At 71.3% G+C, this 14,229-nt stretch carries 13 protein-coding genes; 5 read left to right on the forward strand and 8 right to left on the reverse strand.

All coding sequences use genetic code 11. The annotated features are described in order from the left end of the window. The first annotated feature begins 58 nt into the window (after positions 1–58). The gene (locus ACWCPW_RS29210; RefSeq protein WP_449764575.1) at positions 59–1,273 is read left to right on the forward strand and encodes a cytochrome P450; all 1,215 of its coding nucleotides are present in this window, start codon (positions 59–61) and stop codon (positions 1,271–1,273) included. Positions 1,274–1,319: 46 nt separating this feature from the next. Here the strand turns inward: ACWCPW_RS29210 and ACWCPW_RS29215 are convergent, their stop codons facing one another. From ACWCPW_RS29215 to ACWCPW_RS29235, 5 genes are all read right to left on the reverse strand, one after another. Beyond that, complete coding sequence (locus tag ACWCPW_RS29215; RefSeq protein WP_449764576.1) at positions 1,320–2,615, reverse strand: cytochrome P450; 1,296 nt, start codon at positions 2,613–2,615, stop codon at positions 1,320–1,322. Beyond that, positions 2,612–3,235 carry a GTP-binding protein gene (locus ACWCPW_RS29220; RefSeq protein ID WP_449764577.1) on the reverse strand — a complete coding sequence of 208 codons (624 nt, stop codon included), beginning with the start codon at positions 3,233–3,235 and terminating at the stop codon, positions 2,612–2,614. The genes ACWCPW_RS29215 and ACWCPW_RS29220 overlap by 4 nt, the downstream gene beginning before the upstream one ends. Next, positions 3,216–3,575, reverse strand: a complete 360-nt coding sequence (locus tag ACWCPW_RS29225; protein WP_395863201.1) for a DUF742 domain-containing protein — start codon at positions 3,573–3,575, stop codon at positions 3,216–3,218. The genes ACWCPW_RS29220 and ACWCPW_RS29225 overlap by 20 nt, the downstream gene beginning before the upstream one ends. Continuing rightward, positions 3,572–4,036 (reverse strand): roadblock/LC7 domain-containing protein, encoded by a 465-nt coding sequence (locus ACWCPW_RS29230; RefSeq protein WP_449764578.1) that lies wholly within the window; start codon positions 4,034–4,036, stop codon positions 3,572–3,574. Before ACWCPW_RS29230 ends, ACWCPW_RS29225 begins: the two co-directional genes overlap by 4 nt. An 83-nt stretch (positions 4,037–4,119) precedes the next feature. Next, positions 4,120–5,628, reverse strand: a complete 1,509-nt coding sequence (locus tag ACWCPW_RS29235) for an ATP-binding protein (RefSeq protein ID WP_449764579.1) — start codon at positions 5,626–5,628, stop codon at positions 4,120–4,122. A 967-nt stretch (positions 5,629–6,595) separates the two neighbouring features. On the opposite strand from ACWCPW_RS29235, the gene ACWCPW_RS29240 reads away from it, so the two are divergent. The 3 genes from ACWCPW_RS29240 to ACWCPW_RS29250 all read left to right on the forward strand — a co-directional run bounded on the left by ACWCPW_RS29240 (position 6,596) and on the right by ACWCPW_RS29250 (position 10,127). Further along, complete coding sequence (locus ACWCPW_RS29240; protein ID WP_449764580.1) at positions 6,596–7,852, forward strand: L,D-transpeptidase; 1,257 nt, start codon at positions 6,596–6,598, stop codon at positions 7,850–7,852. Between the two features lie 155 nt (positions 7,853–8,007). Continuing rightward, the gene (locus ACWCPW_RS29245) at positions 8,008–9,195 is read left to right on the forward strand and encodes a L,D-transpeptidase (protein ID WP_449764581.1); all 1,188 of its coding nucleotides are present in this window, start codon (positions 8,008–8,010) and stop codon (positions 9,193–9,195) included. A gap of 266 nt (positions 9,196–9,461) precedes the next feature. After that, the gene (locus ACWCPW_RS29250) at positions 9,462–10,127 is read left to right on the forward strand and encodes a DUF6629 family protein (RefSeq protein ID WP_449764582.1); all 666 of its coding nucleotides are present in this window, start codon (positions 9,462–9,464) and stop codon (positions 10,125–10,127) included. A gap of 66 nt (positions 10,128–10,193) precedes the next feature. Here ACWCPW_RS29250 and ACWCPW_RS29255 read toward each other — a convergent pair whose 3' ends face one another. Beyond that, positions 10,194–11,210, reverse strand: a complete 1,017-nt coding sequence (locus ACWCPW_RS29255) for an S-adenosylmethionine:tRNA ribosyltransferase-isomerase (RefSeq protein ID WP_449764583.1) — start codon at positions 11,208–11,210, stop codon at positions 10,194–10,196. Next, positions 11,207–11,914 (reverse strand): SDR family NAD(P)-dependent oxidoreductase, encoded by a 708-nt coding sequence (locus ACWCPW_RS29260; RefSeq protein ID WP_449764584.1) that lies wholly within the window; start codon positions 11,912–11,914, stop codon positions 11,207–11,209. The genes ACWCPW_RS29255 and ACWCPW_RS29260 overlap by 4 nt, the downstream gene beginning before the upstream one ends. Positions 11,915–12,048: 134 nt before the next feature. Between ACWCPW_RS29260 and soxR the strand changes: the two genes are divergently transcribed. Then, the gene (gene soxR, locus ACWCPW_RS29265; RefSeq protein WP_449764585.1) at positions 12,049–12,525 is read left to right on the forward strand and encodes a redox-sensitive transcriptional activator SoxR; all 477 of its coding nucleotides are present in this window, start codon (positions 12,049–12,051) and stop codon (positions 12,523–12,525) included. Between the two features lie 336 nt (positions 12,526–12,861). On the opposite strand, the gene ACWCPW_RS29270 is transcribed toward soxR, so the two are convergent. Beyond that, positions 12,862–14,142: a hypothetical protein gene (locus ACWCPW_RS29270; protein WP_449764586.1), complete on the reverse strand. Its 1,281-nt coding sequence runs from the start codon at positions 14,140–14,142 to the stop codon at positions 12,862–12,864. Between the last annotated feature and the right edge of the window lie 87 nt (positions 14,143–14,229).

Genomic DNA, 14,229 nt, shown 5'->3' on the forward strand with positions numbered 1-14,229 from the left:
CATAGCCTGGTCGGGTTGGTTGATGATCTTCGATTGCGTTGTTGGACAAGGGGATTCGATGACCGCCCTGGACGTGCCAGACATACTTTCGCCCGAGTTCGCGGCCGATCCGTATCCGCTCTACCGCAGGATGCGTGACGAACACCCGTTGCTGTGGCACGAGGGGATGCAGAGTTGGATCATCTCGCGTTACCAGGACCTCGAACGGGCTTTCAAGGAACCGGTGTTCACCACCGACAACTACGACTGGCAGTTGGCGCCCGTGCACGGGCGGACGATCCTGCAGATGAGCGGGCGCGAACACTCGGTGCGCCGCGCGCTGGTGGCGCCCGCGTTTCGCGGCAGCACCCTCCAGGAGACCTTCCTGCCGGTGATCGAGCACAACGCGCGGCGGCTCGTGGACACCTTCCGCGACCGCGGATCGGTGGACCTGGTACCGGAGTTCGCCCAGCGTTTCCCGGTGAACGTGATCGCGGACATGCTCGGCCTGGATCAGGCGGACCACGCGCGGTTCCAGGGCTGGTACACGTCGGTCATCGCGTTCCTGGGCAACCTGAGCCAGGACCCCGACGTCGCCGCGGCCGGGCTGCGCACCCGCGAGGAGTTCGCCGCGTACCTGCTGCCGCTGATCGCCGAGCGACGCGCGAACCCCGGCACGGACCTGCTGTCCACGCTGTGCCTGGCCGAGATCGACGGCACCCGGATGAGCGACGAGGACATCAAGGCCTTCTGCAGCCTGCTCCTCGCCGCCGGCGGTGAGACGACGGACAAGGCGATCGCGAGCCTGTTCAAGAACCTGCTGGAGCACCCCGACCAGCTCGCCGCGGTGCGCGCGGACCGGTCATTGATCCCGCGGGCCTTCGCGGAGACGCTGCGCTTCTCGCCGCCGGTGCACATGATCATGCGCCAGCCCGCCGAGGACGTCGAGGTCGGCGGTGGCGTGGTGCCCGCCGGCAGCACACTCACCTGCCTGATCGGCGCGGCGAACCGGGACGACCGGCGCTACGCCCACCCGGATCGCTTCGACATCTTCCGCGAGGACCTGACCGCCAAGACCGCGTTCTCCGCGGCGGCCGACCACCTGTCCTTCGCGCTCGGCCGGCACTTCTGCGTCGGCGCGCTGCTCGCGGTGGCCGAGGTCGAGGTCGGCACCAACCAACTGCTCGACGCGATGCCCGATCTGGCCTTCGCGCCGGGATTCGCGCCCGCCGAGAAGGGCGTGTTCACCCGCGGCCCGGTGGCGCTGCCGGTGACCTTCACGCCTGCGGTCTGAGCCCTCGACGGGGGCGGGATCGTGCCCGCCCCCGTACCGGCCCGGATCAGCCCACGTACGCGGGGGTGAACTCGACCGGGAGGTTCTCCAGGCCGCGCATCCACACCGAGTCGCGCCAGACCAGTTCCCGGGTGGGCACCGACAGGTTGACGTCCGGCAGCCGGTCGAGCAGCACCTCGATCGCGGCGCGCGCGATCACCTCGGCCAACTCGGGCGCCGGGTAGGGGCAACGGTGCTCGCCGTGGCTGAACGACATGTGCGCGTTGTTGCCCGCGGCACCGAGGTGCGAGTCCGGCCGCACCTGCGGATCGGTGTTGGCCGCCGACAGACCCAGCACCAGCAGGTCGCCGGCCTTGATCTTGCGACCGCCGAGCACGGTGGCGCGCACCGCCCACCGGCCGATGAAGTTCTGCGTCGGGGTGTCCTCCCACAACACCTCGTTCAGCGCCTGGCCGACGCTGCGCCGGCCGCCGGACAGGGTCAGCGCGAAGCGGTCGTCGGTCAGCATCAGCCGCAGCGTGTTGCCGATCCAGTTCGCGGTGGGCTGCTGGGCGGCGGCCATCACCACGAGCATGTCCTGGATCAGTTCCTCCTCGGCCAACCCGGCCGGGTGCGCGAGCAGCCGCGAGGGCACGTCGGCGCCCGGGCGTTCGCGCTTGCGCTCCAGCAGCCGGGCCATCGTGGCCCCCACCCGCAGGTGCGCGTCGACCGCGCCGTCGCCACCGTCCAGCGCCCCGGCCAGGTCCTGTACCAGCGCCGGGGTCTCCTCCTCGGGCAGCCCGAACAGCCGGGCCACCACGAGCGAGGGCAGCCGGTGCGCGTAGTCGGCCATCAGCTCGGCCTCGCCCACCCCCGCGAACTCGTCGACCAACCGGTCCGCGATCCGCTCCGCCTGGGCGCGCAGCTCGAACTGGTCCACCGCCGCGAGCGCGTCGCTGATCGCCCCGGAGCGCCGCCGGTGTTCGGGCCCCTCGGTGAACATCACCGAGGGCTGGTAGCCGACGAACGGCATCAGCGGCCAGTCCGGCGCGATCCGGTCCCACGCGTGCCAGCGCCGCGAGTCGCGCGCGAAGAGCTGGTCGTTCGCGGTCACGTGGTGCACCTCGCGGTAGCCCAGCACGAACCACGCGGGGATGTCCCCGTCGAGCAGGATCGGCGCCACCGAACCGTGCTCCTGACGCAGCGTGCGGTACATCCGGTGCGGGTCCTGCCACAGGCCCGGGCCGGCCAACCGCGCGGCGCCCACGTGCGAGGGGTCGAGCGGCGGGCCCTGCGCGTGCGCCGGACAACCCGGCGGCGGCGCGGCGGTGTTGGGGTCGTCGATGTCCGATGGCGTGGTCACAGGGCGCGCTCCCGGGCGGCAGACAACGTGTAGAGGTGGTTCACCAGCGCGATCAGCACGGCCTTGCTGGACTCGCGGCTGCGCGCGTCGCAGTCGACCATCGGGATGTCGGCGGGCAGCGACAGCGCGTCGCGCACCTCGTCCAGGGTGTGCTCGGGCGGGCCGAAGTTGTTGCGGGCGAGCACGAACGGCATCCCGTGGTGCTCGAGCCGGTCGATCGCGTACCACGAGTCCTCGAGCCGGCGCGGGTCCACCAGCACCACCGCACCGAGCGTGCCCGAGAACAGCCGGTCCCACAGGAACCAGAACCGCTCCTGACCGGGGGCGCCGAACAGGTAGAGCACCATCTCGTCGTTGAGCGAGATCCGACCGAAGTCGAACGCGACCGTGGTCGTGGTCTTGCCGTCCGCCGCACGCGCGTCGTCGATGCCCACGCCCGCCCGGGTCATCGTCTCCTCGGTGTTGAGCGGACGGATCTCGCTCACCGAGCGCACCATCGTCGTCTTGCCGACGCCGAACCCGCCCACGATGGCGATCTTGAGCCCGTCGCGCGCGGTGCTCGCCAGGGGGGTACGGACGGCCGGCTCGGACGTGGCGAGCTCAGAGGTTGTGGAGTCCAACGAGCACCTGCTTCAGGATCTCGGTATCGGGTAGTTGCGCCCGGCGCGGGGACAGGCGCGGGTGCCGCGCGGTGATTCGCCCGGTGTCGAGCAGGTCGCACAGCAGGATCTTCACCACGCCCACGGGCAGGCCCAGTTCGGCGGCGATCTCCACGACGGCGGTGGGGCGATCGCACATCCGCAGGATCCGGACGTGCTCGGACTGCATTCCCGGGGTCGGTTCGCACTCGCTGACGATCAGCGTGACCAGGTCGAACGCGTCCTCGTTCGCGTGCGTTCGACCGTTGGTGACCGTGTACAGCCGGTCCGGGTCCCCGCTGTCGACTGGCCGCCGAATCATGCCGATCGGCCGCCTTCGCCGAACTCGCGCGCCGGTGCGCTCAGATACTCGCCGATCTGCTCGACCAGTTCGTTCATGTTGTGGCCGACCACCCCGGCGTCCGCGTCGTCGTCCGCGATCACCGCGAGGTGGGCGCCCTCACCGGCCTCGACGATGAACAGGATGCCGCCGTGGAACTCGGTCATCGACTGTCGGACGCCGCCGCTGCCGTCGCCGAACTCGATGGAGGCGCCGTGCGACAGGCTCTGGATGCCGGACGCGATGGCCGCGAGTTGGTCCGCCTGGTCCACCGTCAGGCCGGAGGTACGGCACAACTTGAGGCCGTCCTTGGACAACACCAGCGAGTGCCGGGTGCCCGGGGTGCCCTTGATCAGGTTCTCCAGCAGCCAGTCGAGTTCCCGCTCGGGCTGCCGCTGCGTGCCCATCGGCTGTGCGTCGGTGCCGTGTGCTGTTGCGCTCATAGGGCTTCCGAGGCGGACATCCGGTCCGGATGGCCGACCCCTGCCTCCGTTCTCTCGTTGCGTACGACCCGGCGAAGGGGCGATCAGGAATTGTCGTCGGGGGACGCCGTCACGTCCCGACCCGGCTTCTCGCCCTGGACCGCCTGGCGGAAGGCACCGAAGCGGGCTCCGGGCGCGGGGCGCGGCTTGGCCGTTCGGGAAGCGGGGTCCGGGCGCCCCTCGGCCCGCTCCGCCGCCTTGGCCGCGGCGGCCAGGGTCTGTCCGGGGCGGCGCTTGGCCAGCCCGGAGAGCTTGGGCGCGGGCGCCGCCTCGGGCGCCTGCTCCGGCTCGGCCGGCGGTTGCCCGGCCGGCGGTTCGAACACCGGCGGGGCCGCGGCCGGCCGGCGGGACACCGCCGCCGGTGCCGGCGCTCGCGTGCCGGGCGCGGCCCGCTTGCGCGGCTCGGGCCGGGCCTCGCCGACCAGTTGCCGGGGAATCATCACCACGACGCCGGTGCCGCCGCGCGAGGAGGGGCGGAACGACACGGTCAACCCGTGCTTGCGGGCCAGGCAGCCGACCACGGCCAGGCCCAACCGGGTGCCGGACAGCGTGGTCAGGTCCAACGCCTGGGCCGCGACCGCCTGTTCGGCCCGGCGCAGGGCGAACTCGCCCATCACCAGGCCGCCGTCCTCGACGGTCACCACGACGCCGGCGGGCACGTCCTCGACGTAGACGTGCACCTGCTCGGAGGGCGGCGAGAACTTGGTCGCGTTGTCCATCAGTTCGGCGAGCGCGTGCATGACGCCCTCCGCCGCGTAGCCGGCCACCGCCGCCTCGCTGGTGGAGTGCACCCGCACCCGCTGGTAGGCGCTGATCCGGCCGACCGCGCCGCGCAGGATGCTCTCCATCACGATCGGCTTGGTCCACCGGCGGCCGGAACGGGCGCCGGTGAGCACCGCGATGCTGTCCGCGAGCCGACCCGCCTGGGCGGTGCTGTGATCCAGCCGCAGGAGATCGCCGAAGACCTCCTCGCCGTGCCGCCCCTCCATCTCGCGCAGATCGGCGAGCATGCTGGTGGACAGCGCCTGGACCCGCCCCGCGGCGTTCGCGCACGCGGACATCGCCGCGGCGCGCATGCGCTCGCCCTGGCCGACCTCGCGGGCGACGGTCGTCAACATCCGCCCCAGCGCCTCGTGGTGCGGGGTGGGTACGCCGGCGAGCGCGGTGTCCACCGAGGCGCCGTCGCGCAGCAGCGCCACCAGCGCGGGCAGCGTCTCGTCGGCGAGCCGGGTCGCCTCGGCCTCGAGCGCGGACATCCGGTCCCGGTTGTCGTCGTTCCACCGAGCCGCGTCGCCCTCCATCTCGGCGATCCGGGAGCGCAGCCGATCCGCGGTGCCGACCGCGTACACGGTGGCCGCGACCGCGATGGCCAGCGCGAGCGCGACCGCCACGCCGCCCACCGCGACCGTCGTGCGGTGCTTCGAGCCGACGGCGGACACCGCCCACGCGACCGCGCCTGCGGTGATGATCGACACGGCCGCGAAGGCGAGCAGCGCCCGTCCCGTCGGCGGTCGTTCCGACCGGGCGCGAGGGGGCATGTGTGCAACTGACATCAAGCGGATCCTCGTTGCGGGGGGCGGGTCGGGCGTGAGCCTACCGGCGCGATCCGGACGTTCCCAACACCGACCTTCCGGACGCAGCCGTAGCCTGACGTGTCGTCAACCGACCTGATATGTCCGGGACTTACCCTTCTCGGCAGCACGCCGTTCAACGCGCCGCAGCCCCCTCGGCGACCGGTCCCCGGGCACGCCGCGGGGCCCCGCCGGGAGTCGCGCGCGGAGCTTCGGTCCCCGGACCGACGGGTCGGGCCGGCCACGCCGGGCGGGCTCGATCGCCGCCCGGCCCTTGCCCCCACCAGCACACCGGCCGGCGGCGCGGTCGATCCGGGCGGGCGGCTCGGAAACCGCCGCCCACCTGTACGGGGACGCCGCGACCCGCCCGGCCGGCGGCCGGGACGGGTCCACCCGGCCGTACGTCGCCCGCCGCGGCGTGTGCCGGTCGCGCGGGCATCGATCCGGGCGGATCGCACCGCCGGAAGCCCGAACGGTGATCAGTCTCACGTCGACGGCGACAACAGGTCGCCGTCGTGTCCGGCCGGCCGAATTCCGTCCATTCCCACCGACTTTCGGTCGATACGAAGGAATCCGGGCATTCCACCTCGACTGCGGTGCGGCGCTTATATCTTCGCGAGCGCCGCCCACGCAAGCCGCTATGCGCGGGCCCGTTCGGGCCCGTTCGGGCCCGCCGGCCGCCCCGTCCGACGCGGACGCGGCCCGCGAGCGGGCGCAGACCCGGGAATTCCCTGCATCATCGGGGCCCGACCGCCGTCGCGGGCCCCCGACCACCGCCTCCGGACACGGCCCGATCCGGGCTTGCCACGTTCGATACGAGACGTACATCACATCGCCGAGAGAGCAACCTGAGGGGCCCTCCGACAGTCAATGATGCGGAGACTCGCGTCGCGCGACCTCCATCTTTCGACCCGTTTGAAGGGAATCCCGAATCGTGGCAGGTAAAGCGATGCGACGGCGCACCGTTCCGGCCGTCCTGGTCGCCGGCGCGATCCTGTTCACGGGGGCCTGCGGGCTGCTGGGCGGCGACGACGAGGGCGACAAGACGAGCAACGCGGGCAGCGAGTCCAAGGTGACCCCCGGTGCGGCCGGTGCCACCGCCGGCGCCGAGTCCGGCAAGCCCCAGGATCCGCCCAAGGGTGCCGTCCCGCAGGTGACCATGACGCCCGAGGACGGCGCGACCGGCGTCGACCTGGGCGATCCGCTCACCTTCGCGATCGAGGGCGGCAGGATCGCCTCGGTCAAGGTGCTCAACGCCAGGGGCGAGGCGGTCGACGGCACCCTCTCCGCGGACGGCAAGTCCTGGAAGCCGAAGGTCCCGTTCACGCCCGGCGGCCAGTACACGGTGAGCACCACCGCGAACAACCCGGAGAACCAGCCGACCACGATCTCCACCAAGTTCACCACCCAGACGCTGGGCAAGGAGGTGACCGCGTCGATCTTCCCGGACGGTGGGACGGTCGGCGTCGGCCAGCCCGTCTCGGTGCGCTTCGACCGGCCGATCACCAACAAGGCCGAGGCGGAGAAGGCGATGAAGGTCACCGCGACGCCCGCGGTGTCCGGCGCGTGGCACTGGTTCGGCAACACGCGCGTGGAGTGGCGGCCGAAGGACTATTGGAAGGTCAACACCAAGGTCAAGGTCGACCTCAACCTGCGCGGCGTCGACCTCGGCGGCGGCACGGGCTCCAAGCAGTACAAGAGCTTCAACTTCGCGATCTCCAACGTGGCCCGGATCTCCACCGTCGACGTGGCCGCCAAGACGATGACCACGACCGAGAACGGCAAGGTCGTCAAGACCACCAAGGTCACCACCGGCGAGTCCCCCAAGTACGACACCTGGGGCGGCGTGATGGTGGTGATGGAGAAGTACACCCAGACCCGGATGAACTCCGCGACCGTGGGCCTGGGCAAGGAGTACGACATCGCGGACGTGCCGTCGGCGGTCCGGATCACCACGTCGGGCACCTTCGTGCACGGCAACTACTGGTACGACAAGGCGAACCCGCCGTTCGGCCGGGCCAACACCAGCCACGGCTGCGTGAGCATGACGCCCGAGGACGCCAAGTGGTTCTACGACCACGCGGATCGCGGCGACGTGGTCAAGGTGGTCAACTCCAAGGAGCGCGCCGTCTCGGCCGACAACGGCTACGGCGCGTGGAACCTGACCTGGGCCCAGTGGTTGTCGACCAGCGCGACCAAGCAGTGAGTCGGGCGTGACGATCGCGCGACGCGACGAGCCCGCGTCGCCCACCCGTCCTCCCGAGTGAGACGGCGATCACAGGGTCCCCCGCGCAACGCCGGCGGTGCCGGCAGCGTCCCTCTGGTGAGTTCACCAGACGGCCGAGCACGGGGGACCTGTCCATGTCTCGAATCATCCGACGCACCGGAGTCGCCGCACTCGTCGCGGCGTCGCTGTTGTTGACCGGCGCCTGCACCAAGGACGACGCGAAGAAGACGACGCCGGACCCGGCCAAGGCCGCCGGCGAGAACCGGGCGGGCCCGGCGGAGCCCGCCGTCGTCACCTTGACCCCCGCGGACAAGGCCACCGGTGTCGATCCGGGGGCGCCGGTCACGATCGCGGTCGGCGGTGGCAAGGTCGCCGAGGTCAAGGTGATCAACGCGAGCGGCGAGAGCGTGGACGGCGCGCTGGCGGGCAACGCGTGGAAGCCCAAGGTGCCGTTCATGTACGGCGGCAAGTACACGGTGACCGCGACCGCGACCAACGCGGACAACAAGCCGACCACCGCGACCTCGGCGTTCACCGTGCTCAACCCCACTCGGCCGGCCACCGCGACGTTCATGCCGGACGCGGACTCCACGGTGGGCGTGGGCCAGCCGGTCTCGATCACGTTCGACGAGCCGGTGAAGAACCACAAGGCCGTCCAGGAGGCGATCAAGGTCACGCCCACCCCGGCGGTGGACGGCGCGTGGCACTGGTTCGGCAACTCGCGGGTGGAGTGGCGGCCGAAGGACTACTGGCAGGTCGGCACCCAGGTGAAGGTGGACCTGAACCTGCGCGGCGTGGACCTGGGCGGCGGCGTGATGTCGAAGCAGTTCAAGAGCTTCTCGTTCAAGATCTCGGACACCAAGCGGATCGCCGTGGTGGACGCCAACGCGCACACGATGACCGTCTCCGAGAACGACCAGGTGGTCAAGACGATCCCGATCACGGCCGGTGAGGACCCCAAGTACACGACGTGGAACGGGATCATGGTGATGCAGGAGCGCTACCCCACGCTCGACATGAACTCGCAGACGGTGGGCCTGGGCAACGAGTACGACCAGAAGGCCGTGCCGTTCGCGATGCGGATCACCGAGTCGGGGACCTTCCTGCACGCGAACACGTGGGCGACGACGAACCCGTTCGGCAACGCCAACACCAGCCACGGCTGCGTCAGCATGACCCTGGAGAACGCCAAGTGGTTCTACGAGCGTTCGATCCGCGGTGACATCGTGCAGGTCAAGGGCAACGAGGAGAAGCCGGTCGCGGCCGACAACGGCTACGGCGCGTGGAACCTGACCTGGGAGCAGTGGACCGCGGGCAACTGACCCGCTCCGACCCGCTTCCGGCCGGCCCCGACCAACGGGGCCGGCCGGCGGTACGTGCGCCCTACACGCGAACGTGACCGAAACCACGGCTGCCACTGCGCCCGAATGAGCGTATGAACTGTTGAATACATCAACTACGGGTACGCCTGCCACGGAACAACCGACTCGACCACCCCGCTGAACAGCGTCCCGACAACCCTCCCGACCACCACCTTCCCTGGCGAGACGAGGCAGCCGTGTGTTGGAGCGCCGAAGCCGATCTCGTGATGGGCAGTGCCATCACGGCCGTGGGCATAGCGAGCGTCGCGTCGGTGCGACGGATCAACGATCTGCCGATGGCGATGCTGCCGGTGATCCTGGGCGCCCACCAGTTGATCGAGGCGGTGGTGTGGAAGGGCGAGCGCGGCGCGGTGTCCCCGGGCACCGCCGAGATCGCGCGCGAGGCCTGGGCCGTGATCGCCTTCCCGCTGCTGCCCGCGTTCGTCCCGCTCGCCGTGTTGGCCGCGCAGTGGCCGCTCGAGCGCGGCCGGGAGCGGGTCCGGGCGAGCGTCCTGATCGTGCTGGGCCTGGTGGTCGCCGGCGCGCTGGGACACGCGGTCGCGACCCGCCCGGTGAACGCCGAGATCTGTGGGCACACCGTGCGCTACTCGGTGGGCATCCCGGCCGCCCCGTGGGTGATCGCCGGCTACCTGGTCGCGACCCTGGGGTCGCTGTTGCTCGCACGGGACCGATTGCTCCGCATCCTGGGTTTGGTCTGCGCCGTCGGCGCGGCCGTCACGATGCGCCTGTGGTTCCACTCCTTCGCCTCGACGTGGTGTGCCGTGGCGGCCGTGGCGAGCGTGATCGTGCTGTGGTGGGTGCGCTCCCGGCGCGATCTGCCGCCGGGAGGCGCGGGACACCGGCACGGTCCGATATCCGAACTCGTGCGGTGAACTCGGGCGGTACCGCGTGCGCGCACCGCGGGTCGGGTCGGACGTCGCGGTCGGACGTCGTCCGGGTCAGGGAAGCAGCAGCGTGCTGTCGCCGAACTCGTGCCACAGATAGCCCTCCGCGAGGGCCTCGTCGTACACCCGGCGCAACACCGTCGGGCCCACCACCGCCTCCAGCAGCAGCAGGTGGGTGGCCTCCGGCGCGTGCAGACCGCTGATCAGGCCGTCGACCACGCGGGCCGGTCGATCCGGACCGAGCAGCAGGTCGGTCCAGCCGCTCGCGGGCGCGATCTCGCCGTCGTCGCCCACCGCCGATTCCAACGCCCGGGTCACCGTGGTGCCCACCGCGATCACCCGGCGGGCCTGCCGGACCATGGCGGCCGTGTGCTCCGGCACGCTGAACCACTCGCGCAGCGGCGGCTCCCCCATCTCCTGCGAGGACACCCCGGTGTGCAGCACGATCGGCGCGATGGCGACGCCGCGCGTGATCAGGTCGACCACGAGTTCGTGGGTGAAGGGCCGTCCGGCGCTGGGCATCTCGGCGCTGCCCTCGTCCCGGGCGAAGACGGTCTGATAGGCAGTCAGCGGCCAGCGCTCGCGCAGGTACGAGTAGGCGATCGGGCGCCCGCGCTCGGCCAGGAAGGTCTCCACCCGTGTCTGCGGAACGGTGATCCGCGCCTTCCACAGCCGCTGCCGGGCGTGTTCCTCCGGGTACGCCTCCAGCAGCAGCGCCATCCCGCATCCGGTGCCGGGAAAGCGCACCGCCTCGAACCGTCGCACGCCGTCCACCGGTCCGGGCGTACCGTCGGCGTGCCGCAGTTCGAGCACCCAGGTCTCGTCGTCGAGCCGGGTGGCGAAGTGCACGGTCACCGGCGAGCCGTCGGCCCGGTAGCCGTCCACCGCGGCGGGCAGCGTCGCGGAGGTGTTCACCACCAGCAGGTCGCCGGGCCCCAGGTGGCGACCGAGGTCGCGGAACACGGTGTGCTCGACCCGCCCCTCGGAGTGCACGAGGAGCCGGATCCCGTCCCGTGCGAGCCCGCGCGCCTCGGCGGGTTCGGTGGCGTCGTGGATGACCGGAGTGCTCACGAGGTCACCGCCGCGGCGAACTCGGCGACGGTGTACCGGCCGCTCGCCGGCCGCTCGTCGAGCAGCCGCAACAGCGCCGGCACCACCGTCGCGGCGGCCGGCCGATCGGAGATGTCCTCGCCCGGGAACGCCTGTTGGTGCAGATCGGTGTTCATGTCGCCGGGATCGAACGCGTACACGTCCAGGTCCGGATGCTCGGCGGCCAGCGTCGCGGTGACGTGGTCGAGCGCGGCCTTGGCGGAGCCGTAGCCGCCCCAGCCGGGATAGGCGTTGACGGCGGCGTCCGAGCTGATGTTCACGACGGCGCCGCGATCGGCGCCGAGCAACAGGGGCAGGTTCGCTTGGGTGAGCGCGAGCGGCGCGAACACGTTCACGTCGTAGGTACGGGCCAGGTCGGCGAGGGGGTGGTCGGCGAGCGGCGGCATCGGGCTCGGGCCGAGCACGCTCGCGTTGTTGACGAGCAGGTCGAGCCGCCCCGACTCGCGGACCACGTCCCGCAGTTCGCCGCGGTGCGCGGGGTCGGCCACGTCGCCGGCGACGGCGATCACGTCCCCGGCCCCGAGGTCGCGCAGTTCGTCGGCCGCGCGGGTCAGGTCGGCGGCTCGGCGGGCGTCCAGGACCAGGGTCCAGGATCGAGCGGCGAGCGCGCGGGCCAGGGCCAGGCCCAGTCCCCGCGAGGCGCCGGTGATGAGTGCGACAGGCATGGTGATCTCCAGGGGAATCCACACCCCACCCGGTGATGGGCTGCCCCTCTACACTGCAAGCTCAAGTGCACTTCAGGTCAAGCGGGCGAAACCGGAATCGACCGGACCGCCGGGCCGGGATCTCAGGAGGCGGCGTGCTCACCGGGACGGATTTGTTGACGGTCGGCCAGATGACCGCGCGCAGCGGGTTCGCGGCATCCGCGCTGCGCTACTACGAGGCCGAGGGGCTGATCAGCGCGAGTCGCACCTCCGGCGGCCAACGCCGGTACGAGCGGCACATCCTGCGGCGCCTGGCGTTCATTCGCGCGGCGCAGAACATCGGCCTGTCGCTGGAGGAGATCAAGGACGCGCTCGGCAAGCTCCCGGAGGGCCGAACGCCCACGCCGGCCGACTGGGCGAAGATCAGTCGGGCCTGGCGCGGGCGTCTGGAGGAGGAGATCGAGGCTCTGGTGCGGTTGCGGGACGGCTTGGAGCAGTGCATCGGCTGCGGCTGCCTGTCGATGAAGCGCTGCCGCATCTCCAACCCCGACGACGTCGCCAGCCGCTACGGCTCCGGCGCCGTAACCCTCCCCGAACTCCTCCGCGAGGACCGCCGCCACGCCCACGGCTGACGCCGACCGGGATCCCCCCACCCCCGGGATGGCCTCAACCGCCGACCGGGCCGGACCCAGCCCGGCCGGCGCTTGAGACCGCCCGGGCCACAGACCGGATCCCCTACCCCGCAGGCGCTTGCGACCGCCCCAGCCACAGACCGGAGCCCCCAGCCCGGCCGGCGTTCGAGACCGCCCCAGCCACAGACCGGAGCCCCCAGCCCGGCCGGCGCTTGAGGCCGCCCGGGCCACAGACCGGACGCACCCCGCCCGGCCGGCGTTCGAGACCACCCCAGCCGCAGACCGGAATCCAACCAGCCCGGCCGGCGTTTGAGGCCGCCCGGGCCACAGACCCGATCAGTACCGGTCCCGCACCGCAGCAGCCTGCCCCCCACCGGAAGCCACCGCCGGACCCGCGGGAGCGGCGGGCGCGGCGGGCGCGGGCGCGAGCGCCGACCAGTCCGGCTTCGCCCCGACGTCATACGTCCGCAGCTTCGAGAGCACCGCGGGATCCTGGGCGTCGAGCCAGTCCACCAGGTCGTGGAAGCTCACGCACTTCGTCTCCGGCCGAGCGCACGCGGTCCGCATGGTGCGCTCCACCGCCTTCATGTAGATGCCGCCGTTCCAGCCCTCGAAGTGGTTGCCGATCATCAGCGGCGCCCGGTTCCCGGTGTACGCGCGCTCGAAGCCCGCCATGTAGCTCGCGTACGCCTGCTCCTCCCACTCCTGGAACTTGGCCGGGTCGCCCTTGACCGTGCGCGACTGGTTGAACATCACGTTGTAGTCCATCGACAGGACCTCGAACTTGCGCCCGGGCAGCGGGATTTGCTGCAACGGCAGATCCCAGATCCCGTTCACCTTGGTCGGCCACACCTGACGCCCACCGGGCGAACTCGCGTCGTAGCGGAAGCCCAGCGACGGCGCGGCGTCGAGCAGCGCCTTCTGGCCTTCCAGGCACGGCGCCCGGCCGCCGATCAGTTCCTTGTCGTAGTCGAACGGGAGCGCCGGCATGTCGACCCAACCGGTGTTGGTCTTCCAGTTCTTGACGAACGCCTTGGCCTGGTCGACCTCGCTGCGCCAGTCGTCCGCCGACCACGAACCGCCGCCGGTGGGCCCGCAGAAGTGGCCGTTGAAGTGCGTGCCGATCTCGTGGCCCTCGTTCCACGCGGCGCCGAGTTGTTCCAGCGTCATCCGCAGGTGGACGTCGTCGAGGTAGCCGATGTCCGAGGCACCGATCGGCTTGTGCGGCGGCAGGTACCTGGCCCGCTTGGCCTCCGGCAGCACGTACACCCCGGACAGGAACAGCGTCATCTTCGCGTTGCTCTCCTTGGCCACCTGGCGGAAGCGGGAGAACAGCTTCTTGTCGTCCTCGCCGGCGCCGTCCCAGGAGAACACCAGGAACTGCGGCGGCGCCTGGCCCGGCTCGAGCTTCTCCGGCTTGAGCCGGCCCGGCTGCTCGCCCGTGCTCGACGTCGAGCCGTCGCCGATCAGGGTGACCGGCGCCTGCCCGGGCGGCACCTTCGGGGCACCCTGGGCGGGCGCTGCGGCCTTCTGCTTCGGGTCCTCCTCGTGCCCACCGGCGAACACGACGAAGCCGATGGCGGCGACCACCGCCACCACCAGGACGATTGCGGCCACGCCGCGGGATGATCGCACGAATGCCCCAAATGATCGGAATTGTAGGGAAATCCATTTCAGGCTAATTCGCCCACCGTCACGGTTGGG

This window comes from Embleya sp. NPDC001921, assembly GCF_053594475.1.